General features: G+C 67.4%; 19 protein-coding genes and 3 tRNA genes. All 22 read left to right on the top strand.

The genetic code is table 11. The features are described from left to right. The first annotated feature begins 27 nt into the window (after positions 1-27). The 22 genes from ACP15J_RS09095 to ACP15J_RS08990 all read left to right on the top strand — a co-directional run bounded on the left by ACP15J_RS09095 (position 28) and on the right by ACP15J_RS08990 (position 18,960). A tRNA-Pro gene (locus ACP15J_RS09095) sits at positions 28-100 on the top strand. Between the two features lie 48 nt (positions 101-148). Then, positions 149-221: transfer RNA gene (locus ACP15J_RS09090), tRNA-Phe, on the top strand. 213 nt (positions 222-434) lie between these two features. Further along, positions 435-506: transfer RNA gene (locus ACP15J_RS09085), tRNA-Trp, on the top strand. Positions 507-1,267: 761 nt separating this feature from the next. Further along, positions 1,268-1,651, top strand: coding sequence for a P27 family phage terminase small subunit (locus ACP15J_RS09080; protein WP_424936681.1), 384 nt, complete (start codon positions 1,268-1,270; stop codon positions 1,649-1,651). A gap of 19 nt (positions 1,652-1,670) precedes the next feature. Next, positions 1,671-3,344, top strand: a complete 1,674-nt coding sequence (locus ACP15J_RS09075; RefSeq protein WP_424936680.1) for a hypothetical protein — start codon at positions 1,671-1,673, stop codon at positions 3,342-3,344. A gap of 23 nt (positions 3,345-3,367) precedes the next feature. Further along, positions 3,368-4,885 carry a phage portal protein gene (locus ACP15J_RS09070; RefSeq protein ID WP_424936679.1) on the top strand — a complete coding sequence of 506 codons (1,518 nt, stop codon included), beginning with the start codon at positions 3,368-3,370 and terminating at the stop codon, positions 4,883-4,885. Positions 4,886-4,902: 17 nt separating this feature from the next. After that, complete coding sequence (locus tag ACP15J_RS09065; RefSeq protein WP_424936678.1) at positions 4,903-5,757, top strand: hypothetical protein; 855 nt, start codon at positions 4,903-4,905, stop codon at positions 5,755-5,757. 108 nt (positions 5,758-5,865) lie between these two features. Continuing rightward, complete coding sequence (locus ACP15J_RS09060) at positions 5,866-6,378, top strand: hypothetical protein (protein WP_424936677.1); 513 nt, start codon at positions 5,866-5,868, stop codon at positions 6,376-6,378. Positions 6,379-6,399: 21 nt separating this feature from the next. Continuing rightward, on the top strand, positions 6,400-7,368 hold the full coding sequence (locus tag ACP15J_RS09055) for a P22 phage major capsid protein family protein (RefSeq protein ID WP_424936676.1): 969 nt from the start codon (positions 6,400-6,402) through the stop codon (positions 7,366-7,368). A 73-nt stretch (positions 7,369-7,441) separates the two neighbouring features. After that, positions 7,442-7,906 carry a hypothetical protein gene (locus tag ACP15J_RS09050; RefSeq protein ID WP_424936675.1) on the top strand — a complete coding sequence of 155 codons (465 nt, stop codon included), beginning with the start codon at positions 7,442-7,444 and terminating at the stop codon, positions 7,904-7,906. Then, the gene (locus ACP15J_RS09045) at positions 7,896-8,264 is read left to right on the top strand and encodes a hypothetical protein (protein WP_424936674.1); all 369 of its coding nucleotides are present in this window, start codon (positions 7,896-7,898) and stop codon (positions 8,262-8,264) included. The genes ACP15J_RS09050 and ACP15J_RS09045 overlap by 11 nt, the downstream gene beginning before the upstream one ends. Then, positions 8,264-8,545: a hypothetical protein gene (locus ACP15J_RS09040; RefSeq protein ID WP_424936673.1), complete on the top strand. Its 282-nt coding sequence runs from the start codon at positions 8,264-8,266 to the stop codon at positions 8,543-8,545. The genes ACP15J_RS09045 and ACP15J_RS09040 overlap by 1 nt, the downstream gene beginning before the upstream one ends. Next, the gene (locus ACP15J_RS09035; RefSeq protein WP_424936672.1) at positions 8,542-8,958 is read left to right on the top strand and encodes a hypothetical protein; all 417 of its coding nucleotides are present in this window, start codon (positions 8,542-8,544) and stop codon (positions 8,956-8,958) included. Before ACP15J_RS09040 ends, ACP15J_RS09035 begins: the two co-directional genes overlap by 4 nt. Before the next feature lie 3 nt (positions 8,959-8,961). Further along, positions 8,962-9,687, top strand: a complete 726-nt coding sequence (locus ACP15J_RS09030) for a hypothetical protein (RefSeq protein ID WP_424936671.1) — start codon at positions 8,962-8,964, stop codon at positions 9,685-9,687. A 101-nt stretch (positions 9,688-9,788) separates the two neighbouring features. Continuing rightward, a complete protein-coding gene (locus ACP15J_RS09025) occupies positions 9,789-10,067 on the top strand; it encodes a hypothetical protein (RefSeq protein ID WP_424936670.1) in 279 nt (92 codons plus the stop codon). A gap of 125 nt (positions 10,068-10,192) precedes the next feature. Continuing rightward, positions 10,193-10,417 (top strand): hypothetical protein, encoded by a 225-nt coding sequence (locus tag ACP15J_RS09020; protein WP_424936669.1) that lies wholly within the window; start codon positions 10,193-10,195, stop codon positions 10,415-10,417. Positions 10,418-10,424: 7 nt separating this feature from the next. After that, positions 10,425-13,274 (top strand): tape measure protein, encoded by a 2,850-nt coding sequence (locus ACP15J_RS09015; protein ID WP_424936668.1) that lies wholly within the window; start codon positions 10,425-10,427, stop codon positions 13,272-13,274. Positions 13,275-13,288: 14 nt separating this feature from the next. Continuing rightward, a complete protein-coding gene (locus ACP15J_RS09010; protein WP_424936667.1) occupies positions 13,289-14,014 on the top strand; it encodes a hypothetical protein in 726 nt (241 codons plus the stop codon). Continuing rightward, positions 14,005-15,102, top strand: coding sequence for a hypothetical protein (locus ACP15J_RS09005; protein WP_424936666.1), 1,098 nt, complete (start codon positions 14,005-14,007; stop codon positions 15,100-15,102). The genes ACP15J_RS09010 and ACP15J_RS09005 overlap by 10 nt, the downstream gene beginning before the upstream one ends. 40 nt (positions 15,103-15,142) lie before the next feature. Next, positions 15,143-15,673: a hypothetical protein gene (locus ACP15J_RS09000; protein ID WP_424936665.1), complete on the top strand. Its 531-nt coding sequence runs from the start codon at positions 15,143-15,145 to the stop codon at positions 15,671-15,673. Between the two features lie 11 nt (positions 15,674-15,684). Further along, a complete protein-coding gene (locus ACP15J_RS08995) occupies positions 15,685-16,575 on the top strand; it encodes a phage tail protein (RefSeq protein WP_424936664.1) in 891 nt (296 codons plus the stop codon). Positions 16,576-16,680: 105 nt separating this feature from the next. Beyond that, entirely contained in the window at positions 16,681-18,960 is a 2,280-nt protein-coding gene (locus ACP15J_RS08990; RefSeq protein WP_424936663.1) for an IPT/TIG domain-containing protein, read from the top strand. The last annotated feature ends 82 nt before the right edge of the window (positions 18,961-19,042 follow it).

Genomic DNA, 19,042 nt, shown 5'->3' with positions numbered 1-19,042 from the left:
AGCGAGATCTCAGCGAGCCGGGCGCTTCTGGATGTAGCTCAGTAGGTAGAGCGCCCGGTTTGGGACCGGGAGGTCGCAGGTTCGAGACCTGCCATCTAGACGACGCCGGGACCGGCGCGCGCCGATATCGCGGCCGACTCCCCCACCACGGTTCGTAGCTCAATTGGCAGAGCGCCCGCTTGAAGCGCGGGAGGCTCCAGGTTCGACCCCTGGCGTACCGACGCACTTGAAATCGCCCTAACGCCCCTCTAGGACCGAGGGGGCGGAGGATGGGCACCCGCCGTAGCCGGGAGTGAATCGGTCCCCCGCCCGTGCACCGAGGTTCGACTCCTCGGCGCGGGACAGCCACCGTAGTGAGGCCGGGTAGCGCCCGGATACACCTACGTGGGGAGACGTCCCCTGACGCCGCCGGTCGTTGTGTTCTACCGGCATCTATGCCTCTAGCTCAGCGGAAGAGCGGCGGTCTCCAAAACCGCGCGTGCCAGGTTCGACTCCTGGGAGGTATGCAAGCCCACAAATGCTGATGAGCCTTTGCCCTCTCGCAAGCCTATGTGGGTCGGGGCCATGCCACCCGGTAAAGGTCGCTCGTCGTGGACGGGTAGGTGATAAGAGCGACTGCCCCCCAATAGTTCTTCCGGATGCGCCCGCCTCCCCTCGGGCCCCGGTCGCCGCCCTACCCCTGGCGTAGATGCCCGGTAGGGCCCCGCCCCTCCGCTCGCTGTCCCCGGCTTGAGCGGAGGGGTACTCTCGTCTGCCTTGAGGAGGTGCTCGCCGATGGGATGGGAAACAAGCGCCCGGAAGGCTGACCTGCCCCACGATTGGCCGGTGCGCCGCGTGCGCGTGCTCCGCCGCGATTCGTACCGGTGTCAGGCTCGCGATTCTCAGGGTCGCATCTGTGGGGCGTGGGCGAACCAGGTTGACCACAAGACCCGTGGAAATGACCACGACGAGGACAACCTCCAATCGCTGTGCTCCTGGCACCACGGCCGCAAGAGTTCGGCCGAGGGCCACGCCGCCCGCCGACCGCGACTCACGCAACGACGTGAAGCGGAACCACATCCGGCATTCCGATAAACGCATTTGCGCGATAATTCGAAATTCTGTTCTTCATTGTCCCGCAATCTCCAGCCGCATTTTCATTTCAACCAGGCACCCCTAAGCGCCAGCCCGGTACGGCATAGCGTCAGCCGGTAGATGCGCATGCCCTCCCGTTTTCCGAGTGCCCCCAAATCGAAGTTTTGTTCGAATCGACCGAGGGAGGAACGCCATGGCCTCGACCTTCCGCGCCCGCACCTCCTGGTCGGCTGGCGCCAAGCGCGTATTCCGCGAGGTCTCCGAGGACCACCCCGACCTCGAAAAGTCGTCGCTAAGCGCCCTCTACGCCGCCTGTGACCTCCTGTCCGAGGCCGACAACATGCAGTCCCAGATCAATGAGGACGGGCTCATGGTCAAGGGCTCGATGGGCCAGGACGTCGCCCATCCTCTCATCTCCGAGGTGCGCCAGTACCGCCGCGCCGCCCTCGACTCCATCCGGGGCCTCGGGCTCTCTAACCGCTCCGGCGCATCCGCCGCCGCCTCGGCCCTCGCCAACAAGCGCTGGGCTGGCCGCCCGGCGAACGTAACGCCCAACACACGCGCCGCCCCATTCTGATCGCCGAAGGAGGCCGCCGTTGCTCGACCTCCTGCCGCCCTTCCCCGCCGATGGAAACACGATCGGCGACGTTGTCTCCGACTGGATCGAGGCCTCCCTCTACCGCCCCGACGGGGTCGACGCTCTCATCAAGCTCACGGCCGAGCAGAGGAACTTCATTCTCCACTTCTACGCCGTGGAGCCCACCAAGCTCGACAGCTTCGGCCGCGCCGTGGGCTGGCGCTTCTCCTGTCGCCGTGCCGTCCTCCGCCGCGCCAAGGGGTGGGGCAAGTCGCCCTTCCTCGGCGCCATCGCGCTCGCCGAGCTATGCGGCCCCGTAGTACCCGTAGAAGAGGACGGGATCCTCTACGGGGCACCACACCCGATGCCCTGGGTCGTCATCGCGGGAGTCTCCGAGACACAGACCAAGAACACGACCGACGCCATCCGGGCGATGGCCTCGTCGCCCGCACTCGTCGACTACCTCGACATCGGCATGACGAGGATCCTGACCCCGACCGGCGGCAAGCTCGTGGCGGTCACGGCCTCCGCGGCCACGGCTGAGGGCGGCCGCTATACGTTCGCGATCCTCGACGAAACGCACCACTGGACCAAGGGCAACCGCGGCCACGACCTCGCCGACGTGATCCGACGAAACCTCGGCAAGGTGGACGGCCGCTCCATCGAGACGACCAACGCGCATGAGCCCGGTATGGACTCCGTCGCCGAGAAGTCCTATCTCGCGTACCTCGCCATCCGCGAGGGCCGCGCCGCTGCCGACGGAATCCTCTATGACTCGCGGCAAGCTCCCGACGACATCGACCTCTCCGCCCGAGAGGCCGTCCGCGAGGGCCTCCGGCTCGCCTACGGCGATTCCCACTGGGTCAACCTCGACCGAATCCTCCGCGAGTTCTACGACCCGGACCTCCCGCCCGAGCAGGCCCGCCGCTTCTACCTCAACCAGATCATCGCCGCCGCTGACGCCTGGACCTCCCCCGCCGAATGGCACGCAAACCGCGCCGAGGTGCCGCCGCTCGCTCTCGGCGACCCGATGAAGCCGACCGGCTACCGCTCCGGCGACACCGTCGTCCTCGGCTTCGACGGCTCCCTCACCGACGACTCCACAGCACTCGTCGCCGTGCGCGTCGACGACGGCGCCCCGTTCCTCCTTGCGATCTGGGAGAAGCCTGAGGGCCCTGCCGGCCAGGGCTGGGCAGTCCCCAAGGCCGACGTCCGCGATGCCGTCGACTTCGCTTTCTCCCACCTCGACGTCGTCGCCTTCTTTTCAGACGTCGCCTACTGGGAGACCGACATCGACGCCTGGCGAGACGCCTACGGCGAACGACTCCTCGTCAAGGCCACGACCCGCCACGCCGTGGGCTGGGACATGCGCAGTCACCAGATGGACACCACCCGCGCCGTCGAGGCACTGCACCGGAACATCACCGACCGGGAGCTCCCCTGGACTAGCCATGGCCTCCTGGCCGGCGAATCCCAGGGGCTCAACGGCGCCGAGATCCTCACCCGTCACGTCCTGAACGCCCGCCGCCGGATCAACCGCTGGGGCGTCTACTTCGGCAAGGAAAGTCGCGAGTCACCCAAGAAGGTCGACGCCCTCGCCGCCCTCGTGCTGGCGCGGATGGCCCGGTCGCGCGTCCTGGCCGATGGCCTGGGCAAGCGACGCAAGACCCCCGGCCGCCTCTACGGCTTCTAGCCCCGATCCCCAAGGAGTGCCACATGGCAATCACGCCCGCGCGCGCCGCGGAGCTCGACGGCAAACTCGACCAGGACCTCCAGCGCAACGGACGCCTCGGGCTCCCCAAGCGTTACCTGGAGGGCGACCACGACGACCCGTACACCCCACAGGGAGCGAAGGCCGAATTCAAGCATCTCGCGCAGCGGTCCAAGACCAACTGGCTCCCCCTGATCCCGACGGAGTTCTCCCAGGCGCTCGCCCTCGACGGCTTCCGCACGGCGACCAACGACGCCAACGAGCCCGTGTGGCGATACTTCCAGGCCAACGGCCTGGACGCACGCCAGTCGATCGTGCACCGCGGAGCACTGGAGTACGGTGCTGCCTACGTCCTCGTGCTGCCCGGCAAGGACGACCGCGGACCGCTCATCAAGCCGCTTTCGTCGCTCCGGTCGATGGCGTGGTACGAGGACGAAGACGACGAGTTCCCTGTCGTCGCTATCCGGCGCCTAGGCAAGACCCCAGACGGCAAGGGCCGCCTCGTCGAAGTGTACGAGGGCAACGAGGTCGTCACCTACTCTCGCACCGAGAACGCCGACTACGTCGAGAAGAGCCGCGCGACGCACGACCTGGGCGTCGTCCCCTTCGTCCGCTTCCGCGACAGGCTCGACGGCCAAGCCGTGGGCATCGTGACCCCGTTCAAGGGCCACCAGGACCGCATCAACGAGGCCGTCTTCAACATCCTCATCGGCATGCAGTACGCGAGCTTCCGTCAGCGCTGGGCCACAGGCCTCGCGATCCCGACGGACGACAACCCCGACTCTCCGACGTTCGGCGAGCCGCTGGAGGGGTTCGAGGCCGCAGTCAACCGCCTCTGGATCTCGGACTCCCACGAGGCTAAGTTCGGAGACTTCGCGCAGACGCAGCTTGCCGACCACCACGCCGAGTACAAGCTCGCGGTGTCCTCGCTGGCCGCCGCCGCCCAGATCGACGCTGACCTCTTCGCCGGCAACATGACGAACGTGACCGGCGAGGCGTTGTACGCCCGCCGCCACAAGACGAACCGCAAGATCGCCGAGTACCAACTCCTCTTCGGAGAGGCGTGGGAGCAGGTCTTCCGGCTCGCCGCACAGGCCGCCGGTGACGAGACCCCGCCCGCAGAAGCCGAGGTCCGCTGGCGCGACACGACAGGCGAAGTCATCCAGACCAAGGTGGCGGCGCTCGCGCAGCTCGCCGAGAGCCTTGGTGTGCCGAAGGAAGCGCTGTGGGACGACGTTCCCGGCGTCACCGACTCCAAGCTCCAGCGGTGGCGAGAGCTCCAGGCGGCTGACCCGCTCGCGGAGCTCACCGCCGAGATCAGCCGACAGACTGCCGCGCCGCCCTCGATCGACCCATCGGCAGAGAAGGCGAAGGCCGACGCACTCGGAGTGCTCATCCGAGCCGGAGCCGACCCGGCCGACGCCGCCGAGCGCGTGGGGCTGGACGGGCTGGAGTTTACGGGGGCGGTGCCTGTCTCGCTTCGAATGCCGACCACCGACGCCGCAGGGCTCGAATCTACCTAGGCAGGGGGCACCAGCGCATGGCAGATGCATCCCTCGCCATGGCCCAGGCGCACATGGCCCAGCAGGTACGCCAGGCCGCGACCGTCCAGGCCGCGCTCTCCCGACTCTGGGACGAGACCGTCGACCCCGCTGACCTCGCCAAGACGTTCCTCGTCTTCCGCGAGAAGGCCGTCACCCTCATCGGCGCCGGGCGCATCCTCTCGGAGCGGCGAGCTGACGACTACTACCGCAAGCTCCTCGCGTTCAAGGGTCTCGACACCACGGGTATGCCCGCGGTGACCGCCGATCCTCGACCCGCGGCAGTGATCAAGTCCTCCCTCTCCGCCGCCTCCTCGCAGGCGCTCTCCCGCGCTGAGTACCTTCACCGGCAGGGCCTCCCCGTCGCTGAGGCGCTCGCTGTCGCGAAGTCCGCCATGCTCGGCTCGGCGAAGCGACAGGTGCTCAACGCTGGCCGGAACCGACTCACGCGCCTCGCCCGTGCGCACAAGCGCATCCGCGGATGGGCGCGGGTCTCCGACGGCAACCCGTGCGCTTTCTGCGCGATGCTCGTCTCGCGAGGCCCTGTCTACTCCGAGGACACGGTCAGCTTCCGAGCGCACGACCGCTGTGGATGCTCCGTTCGTCTGGTCACCTACGACGAGCCAGACGGAGGCTGGAGCCCCGAAGCCCGCTTCTACCGCGAGGCCTGGGACGCCGACAAGCGCGCGACCATGCGCGCCTGGTACGAGTCCCGAGGCATGCCTGTGCCGGAGAAGTTCCTACCGCAGGCCGGCGAGCATTCCTTCGCGGAGATCATGCGCCGACGCAAGACCGACGCACAGCGAGCCCGACGCCGCGCAGACCGCCTCAAGGCACACGTCCTCGCCGCCTAACCGTACCCCGGGCCCTCAGCACACCACTGGGGGCCTTTTGCGTGCCCGCACGCACCACCAGCACCCCACGCAAGGCCGGAGGGTGCCCAACGTCCAAGGAGACGCCGCATGTCCGACACCGACCCGAACGTCGACCCCGCCCCCGCTGACGAGCCCAAGGAGGCCGCCGAGCACCCGTGGGGCGACGACTTCGACGCCGCCACAGCCTGGAAGGCCCTGACCTCTTCCCGCGATGACGTCAAGGCGCTCAAGGCGAAGCTCGACGCCTACGAGCAGGCAGAGCAGGAGCGCGCCGACGCCGACAAGACCGAGCTTGAGAAGGCTCAGGCCCGAGCCGAACGCGCCGAAAGCGACCTCAAGGCGGCCCGACGCGAGGCAGTGCTCGCCAGGTCGGGGCTCCCCGAGAAGCTCCACGGCTTCATCACGGGCGAGACCGACGAGGCCATCGCCCAGCAGATCGCCGACCTCACCGCAGCACTGGGCGAGTCGGACAAGGACACCCCGGAGCCGGAGCCCAAGCCCGTGCTCTCCTCCCGCCCCAAGGCCGCGCTCACTCCCGGCCACGGAGGCGACGACGCCCCGGCGTTCGACGCCGACGCCATCGTCGCCGCCATCCGATAATCCTCCACCTGAAAGGCCCGCATGCCTACTAGCACCGGTCACACTTTCGACTACGACGCCCCCCAGGTCGCCGTAGTCGCCGCCAAGCTCCTCCAGGAGGACGCCTACCTCAGCGCCCTCGTCGGCCACGACTACCAGGACGAGTTCCTCGCCCCGGGCACAGCCAACCGCCCCATCAAGATCAAGTTCCCGAACGTCCTGCTTCCGCGTGAGCGCGAGATCGACGACGTCACGAGCAACATCGAGCTCGACGCGATCATCGAGTCGGGGACGACCCTGAACCTCGACAAGAAGATGGTCTACTCGGCCGTCCCGCTGTCGGAGGCCGATCTGAACCTGAACCTGACCGACTTCTCCGGCCAGGTGCTCCGCCCGCAGGCGGCGGCCATCGCCGAGGACATCGAGGACCGCCTCGCCAAGAAGCTCCTGGCCGTGCCCGCGGCTGACCTCGGCACCCTCAAGTACGACGCGGCGAACCCGGTGAAGTTCTTCTCCGGCCTCCGCAAGGTCCTCCTCGACCGGCACATTCCGGCGGACGGCCTCAACCTGGTCGTCGGCACGCAGGTCTACCTTGACCTCCTGAACGCCAAGGCCATCGTCGACGCCTCGCAGTCCGGCTCCACCGCCGCTCTCCGCGAGGGCTCTGTCGGCAAGGTCTCGGGCTTCACGCTCATCGAGTCGACCCGCGTGGCGGAGAACGAGATCCTCGCCTTCCACCGCTCCAGCGTGACGCTCGTCACCCGTGCCCCCGCCGTCCCGGCCGGCGCGAGCTTCGGGGCCATGACCAACGCGGGCGGGTACAGCATCCGCTACCTCCGCGACTACGACGCGATGAAGACCGTGGATCGCTCGATCCTCGCCACCTTCGTCGGCGTGGGGATCCTGCCGACATTCCAGAAGAAGGTTGACCGGGCTACTCGCAAGGTGACCTTCGAGCCGGTCCCGAACGGCGGGATCATCCACGTCCCGGACGTCTCGACCCTGGTCTAACCATCCTCTGCGCCGGGGGCCCTCACCTGGGCCCCCGGTGTCCCCTGTCCCTCCGACGCAGAGGAGTCAAGACATGCCCTCCCTCCCCACCATCGACGACCTGGTCGCTCGTATCGGAGCCGACCGAATCGACATGGAGGAGGACTCCATCCGCCTCGCCTCCGCGCTGGAAGACGCGATCGCCCTCGTCCTCGGCGAGGTCGCGGACACCGTCGCTGATCGCTGGCGACAGGAGACCCCAAGCGTCGTCCGGGTCGTCATCCTCAAGGCCGCCCGCCGCGAGTTCGAGAACCCCCGTGGGCTCCACCAAGAGACCTTCGGCGAGCACATGGTTGGCCTGTCGGAGACCTCCGGCGCGTATCTCACGCCCCGCGAGCTCGCGCAGATTCTCAAGGCCGCGACCGGTCGGCGCGGCGGATTCGTCGGCTCCGCCCGGACGCCGTCCGCCTACGGCCCCGCCCGCCCCTACCGAACGTTCTACGTCCCCGTGGACGGTTCCCGTCCTACGCCATGGCTGGAGGTCCCGCTTGATCTCTGAGACCTCCGCCGAGGCCGGTGTCGCCCTGTGGACCGGCATCACAGACGCCGACTCGGACGGCGACCCCGTCATCTCCTTCGTCTGGGACCCCGCCGCACTCAAGCGCGTCCCCCGCGCGAATATCGTCCGCGGGACCGCCGCTGGCGTCGTCGTCCAGTCCGAGGGCATCACCCTAGAGAAGGACGAGGCGCTCCTCGTCGTCGGCCGACGGCTCAGCTTCGACCCGAAGACCACTCGCGTCGTCACCGCTCAGGGCGAGTGCTGGGACGTCGAGACCACCCCGCGCGTTCGCCGCTCCTTCGCGGCAGGAACCCTCACCTCCGCCCGCCTCAAGCGCTCCGCGGCGGTGATCCCGTAATGACCGTCCGGCTCAACCGAGGTGCAATCAAGGCGCTCCTCAACGGCGCAGAGACACGAGCCGCAGTCAGCAAGGCTGCCGCCACGGTCGGATCCCTGGCGAAGGTCACGGCCCATGACGGCCCAGCGCGAATCGTTGTCGAGGACTACACCACTGACCGCGCCGCATCGGGAGTGACCATCGCACACCCCGCGGGCATCGCTCTCGAAGCGAAGCACGGCACGCTCTCGATGGCCGCCACCGCGGCAGGTCTGGAGATGAACGCCCGGAGGATCCGATGACGGATCCAATCCTGTTCCCGAATGTTCAGCGCTCCGCCAGAGACCTCCTCCGCGAGGTCCTCCCCGCCTACGGCGAGACGGCCACCGTCTCGACGAAGGAACCGCCCAAGGACCCGAAGACCGGCGCCATCCCACCGTGGATCATGACGCGCTCCAATCCACCGACGCGGGGACCGGCATCAGCCGACGCACTCGTCCGTATCACGGTCTACGACACCGACGAGGGCCGCGCACTCGACCGCGCCTCCCTCATCGAGGCCGTGCTCCTCGCCGAGCAGACATCCGAGTCAATCCGCGGCTTCTCCCCCGGCTCCGGGCCGGTCTCCGGCACCGACCCCGACACGGGCGCTCTCTTCGCGCTCGTGAGCGTGACGGCGCATCTCCGCCCACGCTCAATCCCTCGAAAGGACTGACACATGGCAGGAAACCCCGCCGCTACCAACCTCTGGGCCGGTGCTGACGTCTACATCGCGCCCGTCCTCACCGCTGGCCCCCAAGACCTCGTGTCCCCCTGGGGAGCCTCCTGGAAGCCAGCCGGCCTCCTCGACGGCGAGGAAGGCTTCACCGAGAAGCGAGAGGACGAGACCTCCGAGCGCTACGCCTGGGGCGGCCTCCTCTACCGCCGCTCCAAGAGCAAGCACAAGCGCACGATTCGCTTCGTCGCCCTCGAAGACAACGCGGTGACCTTCGGCCTGATCAACCCGGGCTCTACCCGCACCTCGACCGGCGGCGTCCGCAAGGCGACGGTCAAGGTCCCCACCGCAGGAGACCGCTTCGCTATCGGCTTCGAGACCCGCGACAACGGCCGCATCCGCCGCCGCGTCGTGTCCGTCGCCGAGGTGCAGGAAGTCGCCGAGATCAAGGACAACGAGAAGGACCCGACGGTCTACGACATCACGGTCATTATCTTCCCGGACTCCGACGGCGTCCTCTACACCGACATCGAGCATGACCCCGAGGCCGCCGCCCCGTCGGCGTGGAAGGCCAACACCTCCTACGCACTGGACGCGGTCGTCTCCCTCAGCGGTGGCGCCACCCTCCAGGCGACCAGCGCAGGCAAGTCCGGCACGACCGCCCCGACGCCACCCGCCGTGGGCGACACCGTCACTGACGGCACCGTCACCTGGAAGCGCACAGCGTAACCACCCCTCACGAGGGGGAGAGATCCGCGCGGGGTCTCTCCCCCTTTGCCATACCACCCGCGCACCTCATCCACACCCCACCCGCGCAAAGGAGCGACCCCATGGCCGCACGCAAGACCACCTCGAACCCGACCGCCGCCGAGGCCCTCAACGACCTCATCTCCTTCGACTACGCCGGACACACCTACAAGCTCGCCCCGTCGAGCGCGTGGTCCACGGAGGCGCTGGAGCGCTTCGAGGACGGCAAGATCATCACTTTCCTCCGCGAAGTCCTAAGCGCCGCCGACTTCCGAGCTATGAAGGCCGCCTGCCCGCAGGTGTCCGACCTGGAGGGCTTCATGACCGCCGTCCAGGAGGCCATCGGCATCGCGGGAAACTGAGCGAGCTCTCCGCGAGACTGCGACGCCGAGACACTCGCGACGCCATAGAGGCGGACCTCATCCGCTTCTACGGCGTCGCTCTCGGCGACCTCTACCGCGGAGAGCTCTCCCTCCGGCGGCTGTCCGTGCTCATCAAGCACCTCCCCCCTGACGCCGCCCTCCGCCGTCTCAGCCTCCCGGACTCCGCCGCCGGATGGGACGTCAACTCTTTCCTCCTCGCGGACGTCTTCCACGCGCTCACCGGCAAGCCCCACCCGGCCAAGCCCTCGGCGATCTCTCGCGCCGACCGCTACCGCGACCTCCGCTCCCGACTGGAGGCCCAAGCGGCGCGCCTCGCACCCCAGACCTAGGAGCCCCATGGCGCAGAATCTCGGCTACGCAACGCTCTCGATCATCCCGAGCGCCAAGGGTTTCGGCAAGACCCTCTCCAAGGACGTCGACGGGCAGATGCTGGAGGCCGGGCGCCGTGGAGGCGCCTCCCTCATGTCTGGCATGGCCGCGCCGCTCGCCAAGCTCGCCGCGGGCATCGGCGGCGCCATCGTCGGATACGCCGGCCTCAAGGCCGTCATCGGTGGCGGCCTGGCACGCCAGATGCAGATCGAGAACGCCACCGCCAAGCTCACCGGCCTCGGCCACTCCGCAGATGCCGTCAAGGGCATCATGGACAACGCCCTCGCCAGCGTGAAGGGTACCGCCTTCGGCCTCGGCGAAGCCGCGTCCGTCGCGGCGTCCATGGTCGCCTCTGGTATCGCCCCAGGCGAGCAGCTCACGGGCGTCCTCAAGACCGTCGCCGACACCGCGACTATCGCCGGGCTCGACTTCCAGAGCATGGGCGCGATCTTCGGCTCCGTCGCCGCCCGCGGGAAGCTCCAGGGCGACGACCTCCTCCAGCTCACGAGCCGCGGGGTCCCCGTCCTCCAGTTCCTCGGCAAGCAACTCGGCAAGACCTCGGCGGAGATCTCCGAGATGGTCTCCAAGGGGCAAATCGACTTCGAGACCTTCAACGCCGCCATGGCCGCGAACATCGGCGGCGCGGCGCTCGCATCGGGGAACACGACCGAGGGGGCGCTCGCGAACATGCGGGCTGCATTCTCCCGCCTCGGAGCCACGCTGACGGGCGGCATCTTCCCGCTTTTCAAGGAATTCTTCAACGTCGTCACGTCGGTCACGGACTCGATTCAGAGCCGCCTTGAGAAGACCCTCGGCCCCCTCGGCCAGCGCATCCAGAGCGCCATCAATCCGCCGCTCCAGGCTCTTCGGACGCAGATCCCGGCAGTCCTCGACCTCCTCGTGTCGGGCGACCTCAGCAGCAAGACCCGCGACGCACTGCGACTCCAGGAGGGCGACGTCCCCGTCGGCGTCATCCTCGGCCTCCGCGAGGCCTTCCTCGGGCTCGGGCGAGTCGTCAAGGACACCCTCGCTCCCATCGGCGACGGAATCCGCGCCGTCTTCGACGCGCTCGGGTCCAGCGCCAAGACCGCACTCCCGCTCCTCTCCCCGGTCGGCGCGCTCGCCTCTCTTCTCGGCGCAGCGCTCCCCATCGTCGGCGAGGCGCTCGGGTCGGTTCTCACCGCCATCGCCCCATCGCTCCCGGCGCTGGCGGCGGCCATGGCGTCCCTCGTCAGCGCCGCCGCGGACCTCCTCGCCGCCCTCCTGCCGCTCGCCGGGAGCGTGCTCGCGGGCATCGCCGCCGCTGTCGCTGCCATCGTGCCGCCGGTCGTGCAGGCGGTCGCCGCAGTTATTGGCTGGGTAGTAGCGAACCGCGATTGGCTCGGAGCCCTCGCCGCCGTCGGCGGGGTCATCGGAGGCGTCGTCCTCGCCATCGCCGGATTCCGCGCCGTGCAGACCGCGCTTATCGCCGTCACCTACGGCGCACAGGGCGCGATGCTCGTGGCCGGAGCCGCTGCAAAGGTGTACGGCGCAATTCAGACAGTCGTCAGCAACGCCACCAAGATCGCCGCTGCCGCACAGGCCGTCTTCAATGCGGTCATGAATGCCAATCCGATCGTGCTCGTCATCACGGCGATCACCGCTCTCGTCGCCGGTCTCATCTGGTTCTTCACTCAGACCGATGTAGGACGCGCGATCTGGGAAGGGTTCATGAAGTGGCTTGGCGAAGCCTGGGCGAACATTGTCAACGTCGCCACCGCCATTTGGACCGGGCTTTCCGACTTTTTCGTCGGACTGTGGACCGGAATCTCCGACTTCTTCATCGGAGTCTGGACCGCAATTTCTGATTTCCTAAAGCCCGTTTTTGACGTGATCGGCGGAATGATCCGCTTCTACGTCGAAGCCTGGGTGAACGTCTTCCTTATTGCCGCCGCCGCACTAAAGGTTATCTGGGACGGAATTGTCGCCGCGGTCACTTGGGCCTGGAACCTCATTGCCTCCCTGGTCTCCCCGATCGTAGAGGCCGTGGCCTCCGCCATCACCACCACCTTCCAAGCGGTCGCCGAATGGTGGAACGGAATCTGGTCCGGAATATCGTCATTCTTCACCGATATCTGGAATGGCCTGGTTGCATTCCTGACGCCAATCCTTCTGCAAGTCGGAGAATTCGTCATGGGCACCGTCCGCAATATTCAGGCAGTGTGGAATTCCGTCTGGGGCGCGGTCGCAGATTTCTTCTCCGGAATCTGGAACGCCATTACCGGCGCCGTCCAGAATGGCGTGAACGCCGTAATGGGTGTCATTGGCGGCATTTATGGCCGCATAATGAGCGTAATCGGCGGGATCGGAAACTGGCTCGTCTCTGCCGGCGGCGATCTGATCCGCGGATTCTGGAACGGAATCTCCGACATGGTCGGCTGGCTCATGGACCGGATCGCCGACACATTCAATGGTGTCGTCGACTGGGCAAAGAGCATCCTCGGCATTAAGTCGCCATCGCGGGTCTTCAAAGGCCTCGGCGCCTTCGTCGGCGAGGGCTTCGCACTCGGCATCGAATCGATGACCGGCCGTGTCGAGTCGGCCACCGAGGACATGGCGAACAGCGCCATCAACGCCGCAGACGGAACGCATCTCGCCCTCACTGCCGACGTATCCAAGGCCATCCCTCGGGGCGGCCTGACCGGCTCCATCGACCGGCAGACGGAAGCACTCAGAGGCGACCAGGACCGCGACTACAGCGGCCCCGACATCCATGTCCACACCAACGACCCCGAGCTCGCCGCCGGGGTCGTCGCCGATCGACTCCGACGGAGGTAGCCATCCGCGTCACAGTGAACAAGCGTGTCCTCTCCGACGGACGCGCCTATCGCCTCTTCCGGCCCTCCACCTGGTGGCTGGAGGACGAGGGCCTAGATGGTTGGTACACCCCGCCCGCGCCTCGTGCCACATCCGATCCAGTGCCAGACGGGGACGGCGGCTACTGGCCGTCCCGATTCCTCCTCTCACCGCGCACAGTCACCATCCGCGGCGCGCACGTCGCCGAGACCTCCACTCTCGCCCGTGCCGCCGCGGAGGACTGGCTCGCATCCCTCGACGGAGAGTTCCCGGTCGTGGTCGAGGATGAGCACGGAGCGCGCGAGATCACCGCGTTCCAGTCGGCAGCCCCGACCCTCAAGCGCCTCGACGACTACGCCGTCGCCTTCTCGCTCATCGTGACCGCACCGGACCCGATCAAGTACGGACGTCGCGCCGCATTCAGCGGCGACCACGTCGAGAACGCAGGGGGGACCCCAGTCCTCCCCTGGCGAATCGTCACCTCGGGCCGCGCCACGCGCATCAACGTGTCGCTCGCCGGGCACCGAATCCGATGGGTGGGCAACTCGCAGAGCATCACCATCGACCTCCGCACCGGCACGGCCCGAGACGCCCGCGGAAGCGACGTCACCATGGGCCTCATCGAGGACGACGTCCCACTTCTGCCTCCCGGCCGGAGCCCCCTGGTCATCGACTCGGACGCCGCACATGTGGCCGTGGAGGTGCGGCCGGGATGGCGCTGAGAGTCGTTGCATTCGATACCCGCACCGGAAATCGGCTCGCGCGGGTTCCTGGAAAGTTCACCTTCGAGCTCCCCTATAACTCTGCGTACGGCGAGATCCGCGTCTCCTCTAGCTGGACGCGGGAGTCCCAGCGGCTCAAGGTCTGGCAACGAACGCACGCCGCTCGGACGATTCTCGCGGTCATCGACGGGGAGTCCGTCCTCTGCGCCGGCCCCGTGACCGACCGCGAACTTACGCCGACGGGCTACACGATCACCGCCGCCGGTTCCATCTGGCGCACGCTGGAAGACCGGCTCGTCCTCAACCCCTCCCTCCGCGAGAAGTTCGTCGACGGCGAGGTGCTCATCGACGAGGACAACCCCGCCCCAGAGTGGTTCACCCAGCTCCGGGGCTCCTACGTGGACATCGCTGCCGACCTCGTCGACCTGGCGCTCGCCTGGGGCACGCTGCCGATCCTCACGCCGGAGCGTGAGGGCGGTACGTACGTCCGCAGCTACAAGGGCTGGGAGCTCAACACCGTCGCGTCTCGTCTGGAACTCCTCACGGGAGTCATCAACGCGCCCGAGCTCCGATTCACGCCGTTCCTCCGTCCCGATGGAGGAATCGTCTTCACGCTCCAGGGCGCGCCGGAGCTCATCGACAGCACGCACAGGTGGAACACCCTGCTGCCGCGTCAGGGTGTCGCCCTCGTCCGGATCTCCGAGGACGCATCGCTCCTCGCATCCGACGTGTGGGGCTTCGGCGGACGGTCAGACGACATCGTCCTCGCCGCCCGCTCGCAGACCCCCGCGCTCACCGAGATCGGCTGGCCCGTGATGCAGAAGGCGTTGACGTCGGCCGCGAGCGTCTCCGAGCTCTCCACGCTCAAGGCTCACACCGACGAACGCGCGCAGCGCGGGACGACGTTCCCCGAGGTGTACGAGCTCCGAGTCCACCGCCGTCACGCTCCGCACCCGGGCGACTGGGCGAATGTCCGCATCAATCATCCGGCCTACGGGCCGACCGAGGTACCGCTCAAGATCCTCGCCGTCTCCGGCGACGCCTCCGAGTGGCTCGCCGTGAGAGGACGACAGCGCAATGGGATATGACCCAGCCGACGCGGACCCCTTCTCCGCAGTCCGACGCCAGATGCAAGCCGACGCCGCCCTCGCTCGCGAGGCATCGGCCCCCGGTGGTACCGCCTCCTACCAGGTCGTTCGGAAGCTCCAGGCACAGATCCAGGCGCTCACCGACCTCGTCACCCGCCTCCCTCAGGTGGAGTCCGCCGAGGAGGTCAACAAGGGATTCGGACTCTCCGGGAACGCCAGTTGGCAGACCGTCGCGAGCGTCAGCCTGACCTCCCCCACGGATAAGTCCCGTGTGGTCGTGCAGGCAACTGCGCAGGGAACCGTGCTCGACATGACGAGCGGCGGCCTGACGACATCGCATTGCCGAATCCTCATCAATGGGACACCCTCCGCTGAAATCCCGGCCGCGAAAGACGCCGGAACGAGCGTTGTTCAGAATATCTTGACCGTGTCCTCTGTGCGTGAACTCGCTCCTCTCCCGCCCGTTGTTCTAGTGGAGTTCCAGATGAAGCCACTAAATCCAGCGCCATTCACCGCACAGCCAAGCAATATCGCCAATCTCTCCGTCTACGCCGGATATTCCGTCGTCTGAGAAAGGACCATATGAGCGTACTGACCGAAGACAGCGGCCGGGGCGACGTCATCCTCTTCCGCGATGCCGTAAACCGCTGGGGCGTCGAGTGGCAACAGTCTACCGACGGCGCCACGTTCGCGCCCAAGGACCTGAGCGGGTGGGCCGGGGAACTGGTGCTCAAGTCCAGCCTCGGCGAGACATGGGCCCGCCTCCCCGCGACCACCTCCGCAAACGGCGTGACGACCTTCACCGTCACGCCAGACACCCTTAAAGACCCCGCGTGGGACGCCCGCGAAGGAGGCGACTGGCACGTGACTATCACTGCACCTGACGGCCACACCGAACGGCTCGCTGACGGCTATTTCCACCTGGAGGCGGCGACGGTCGCGGCAAGCGTGGAGCCAGAGCCCGACCCCGATCCAGCGGGCGGCAAGGACCCCGTTGGCACCGTCACCATGTGGCTCACAGGCCCTATCCCTGAAGGAAAGCAACCCCTCGACGGCCGTAACCTCTCGCGCACCGAGTACCACGAGCTATTCTCTCTGATCGGCACTACCTACGGACCCGGCGATGGCGTTTCAACCTTCGCACTGCCTAACTTCAACGGGCGGGTCCCCGTAGGCCTCGATCTCTCACAGCCGGAATTCAATTCTCCCGGACGAACGGGCGGCGCGAAGACGCACGCTCTCACGGCCGAAGAGAATGCAAAGCACAGCCACACCGACCACTTCTGGAATGTCGTCGTCTCTAAGGGCGGCAACACTGGAACCTGGGCACCCAGCCCCGGGACCTGGCTGAGAACGGCCGGTGAAGACGGCGACTACCCAGCGGGCCGCCAGACTGGCGATTCCGGCGAAGGAAAGCCGCACAACAACTTGCAGCCATACCTCACAGTCCAATTCCTCGTCCAGGCAAACTAAGGCGGCCACACGATGCAGATATTTGACCGCAAGACCATTGCCATCCCCGGGCCTCAAGGAACCAAAGGTGAGAAGGGCGACCAGGGAGACCGGGGTCTTCCTGGTATGAACGCCGTACCCGCGGACGAGGCTATCGCCGAGCTTGTGGGTGTCCCCTCCGAGACCCGCTTCGCCCTCGTCAAGAACTTCGACAGGGTCGTCACCTCGCCCGGCGTGTCCACCGACGCAACCGCGATGCTGAACGCGGCTCTCGCGGCGACATCCACTTTTGGTATCCGTCGCCGTGTCTCGCTGGTGGGTGATTTTCTGGTGTCGGGTGCGGTGGTGATCCCGTCCCGGACGACGGTGGATGCTCGTGGGGCGACGATCCGCCTTGCCCCCGGTTCTACGTCGAACCTCGCGCACATCGGCCAGGTGGCCCCACTCAGGACGGGTGTGTCCGATGCGACCACCGTCCCGGGCACGACAGCCTCCGGCCTCGTGCGGGTGTCGTCTGCGTCGCTGGGGCTGACCGCAGCGGACGTGGGCCGTGCCATCGCCGTCTACCACTCCACGATCGAGTACGGGGTGATCGCGTACGGGGAGATCGTGTCCGTCACGGGGGACACGGCGACTGTCCGTGGTGCCTGTTCTCACCTGGTGACGGCGGGCGTGGCGGAGGTGTATGACATTGCGCAGGATGTGGAGGTCATCGGCGGTGTCTGGGACAAGGGCAACAGCCCGGGGGTGCGGTGGCACACGCATGTGCTCCGCGCCCGTCGCGTCCGTGGCCTGAAACTGCACGGGCTCACGATCCTCTCCAAGGCGGGGAAATACGCCATCTCGCTGGGGGACGTCCAGCGGTGGGATGTCCGGGACATCCATTTCGATTCCTGGTCGGATGGTGTGCATATCCAGGGTCCCGCGTCCGGTGGCACCGTCTCCGGCCTGTACGGGAAAACGCATGACGACATGCTCGCCATCACCTCGACCGACTGGTACCCGTACGGGGATGTCATCGGGGATGTCATCGGCGTCGAAGCGTCCGGCATCTACCCCGACGGCTCCCTCGCCGCGTTCAAGCTCATCTCCGGCACCAACACCGAGGTCCGCAACGTCCAGGTCCGCGGCGTGAGTGGCACGACTCGGACGCGGCCGTTGTGTATCCGTGGTGATGAGGTCGGCGACACCACCGCCACGAACGTGCTTTTCGAGGATGTGCATGTGATCGTGCCCGCCGAGCACTCCACATCGGGTGCGACGGAGGGGCTGTTGTATTTCCAGGGGTCTGGTGCGGGTGGTCTGGGCGGTCTCGGTATCGTGTCCGGCTGCGACGCCCGCAACATCACCATCCGCAACAGCTCCGTGAACCGCCAGTCCACCAGTGACGGGGGTCTGGTGCACATCCTCGACGGGTCCCGCGGCGTGAAGATCGACAACCTCGTCGTGGAGAACATCCACAACCGGCCCCTCGCCGGGGTCGGGATCGGCAACAACGGTCAGACGCACGCCCTCTACGCGGATGCCCCGCTGGGGGTGGTCAGGATCTCTGGGTGTACCGCCCGGGGCGGGTCCGGGACCGGTGGGACGGTCGCGTACGTGGGTGCGGCGCAGGGGTCGATCACGGACCTGTCCGTCACCAAAGCCCGTGGCGAGGCCGGGTCGCGGGGCATCGTGCACATTCGTGGGCCGATCGCCCGCCTCACCCTCCAGGATGTGGAGTCCCCGACGAACGTCGTCCAGACGGAGAACAATGCCCGGGTCAGGTCGGCGATGGTGGTGCGGATGCAGGATGTCGCCCTCACCCACCCCACCGGGGGGCGCATCCTCTCCACCGCCGGACCCACCAAGGTCTACCTCTCCAACGTCACCGCAACCAGCGAAGCGGGCGGGAAGATCACCTTCCTTGACCCGTCCGTGGTGGGGTCTGAGATCCATGGGGCGATCCGCATGCCGGCCGGGAGCGTCCTGGCCCGTGGCGGGTACGACGTGGGAGTGACGGTCTCCGACCCCACCCTCCCCATCGACGTGACCACCGTGATCCCTACAGCCGGGGCCGCCTGCTGGAACTCCAACGCCTCCGGGCTCGTCGGGCTCGGGGTGGGTCCCGCGGTCTGCAACGGCTCCCAGTGGAAGAGCCTCTACACGGGGGCGACGTTCACTCCGGCGATCATCGACAGCATCACCCCTTCTGGGGCCGGTGCCGGGGCGACCATCACCATCACCGGACGCGGCCTGGCCGGAGCCCAGCAGGTCTCCGTGGGCGGGACGGCAGCGACGATCCTCTCCACCACCGCCACCCAGATCACCGCGACCATGCCCTCCGGCACCCCCGGAAACGTCCTCGTCAAGGTCAACAACTCCTCCGGCGTGGGATCGAACGGGGTCTACTACACCCGCGGGTAAACCCTGCCGAGCTGGGCACCTCGAAAAACTGCCTCCCGCCCCGCCACCGTGCGGGGCTTCTGCGTGCCCGATCTCTCCCGAC

The organism is Microbacterium sp. S308A+ (assembly GCF_049800815.1).
In the GTDB taxonomy this organism is placed as follows: domain Bacteria; phylum Actinomycetota; class Actinomycetes; order Actinomycetales; family Microbacteriaceae; genus Microbacterium.
This window is presented reverse-complemented; position numbering and strand designations above follow the sequence as displayed.

Excerpts from the sequence above, each read along its gene's own strand:
- ACP15J_RS09080 (WP_424936681.1), top strand. The coding sequence starts at position 1,268 with ATGGCCTCGACCTTCCGCGCCCGCACCTCCTGGTCGGCTGGCGCCAAG.
- ACP15J_RS09070 (WP_424936679.1), top strand. The coding sequence starts at position 3,368 with ATGGCAATCACGCCCGCGCGCGCCGCGGAGCTCGACGGCAAACTCGAC.
- ACP15J_RS09065 (WP_424936678.1), top strand. The coding sequence starts at position 4,903 with ATGGCAGATGCATCCCTCGCCATGGCCCAGGCGCACATGGCCCAGCAG.
- ACP15J_RS09060 (WP_424936677.1), top strand. The coding sequence starts at position 5,866 with ATGTCCGACACCGACCCGAACGTCGACCCCGCCCCCGCTGACGAGCCC.
- ACP15J_RS09055 (WP_424936676.1), top strand. The coding sequence starts at position 6,400 with ATGCCTACTAGCACCGGTCACACTTTCGACTACGACGCCCCCCAGGTC.
- ACP15J_RS09050 (WP_424936675.1), top strand. The coding sequence starts at position 7,442 with ATGCCCTCCCTCCCCACCATCGACGACCTGGTCGCTCGTATCGGAGCC.
- ACP15J_RS09040 (WP_424936673.1), top strand. The coding sequence starts at position 8,264 with ATGACCGTCCGGCTCAACCGAGGTGCAATCAAGGCGCTCCTCAACGGC.
- ACP15J_RS09035 (WP_424936672.1), top strand. The coding sequence starts at position 8,542 with ATGACGGATCCAATCCTGTTCCCGAATGTTCAGCGCTCCGCCAGAGAC.
- ACP15J_RS09030 (WP_424936671.1), top strand. The coding sequence starts at position 8,962 with ATGGCAGGAAACCCCGCCGCTACCAACCTCTGGGCCGGTGCTGACGTC.
- ACP15J_RS09025 (WP_424936670.1), top strand. The coding sequence starts at position 9,789 with ATGGCCGCACGCAAGACCACCTCGAACCCGACCGCCGCCGAGGCCCTC.
- ACP15J_RS09015 (WP_424936668.1), top strand. The coding sequence starts at position 10,425 with ATGGCGCAGAATCTCGGCTACGCAACGCTCTCGATCATCCCGAGCGCC.
- ACP15J_RS09005 (WP_424936666.1), top strand. The coding sequence starts at position 14,005 with ATGGCGCTGAGAGTCGTTGCATTCGATACCCGCACCGGAAATCGGCTC.
- ACP15J_RS09000 (WP_424936665.1), top strand. The coding sequence starts at position 15,143 with ATGCAAGCCGACGCCGCCCTCGCTCGCGAGGCATCGGCCCCCGGTGGT.
- ACP15J_RS08995 (WP_424936664.1), top strand. The coding sequence starts at position 15,685 with ATGAGCGTACTGACCGAAGACAGCGGCCGGGGCGACGTCATCCTCTTC.
- ACP15J_RS08990 (WP_424936663.1), top strand. The coding sequence starts at position 16,681 with ATGAACGCCGTACCCGCGGACGAGGCTATCGCCGAGCTTGTGGGTGTC.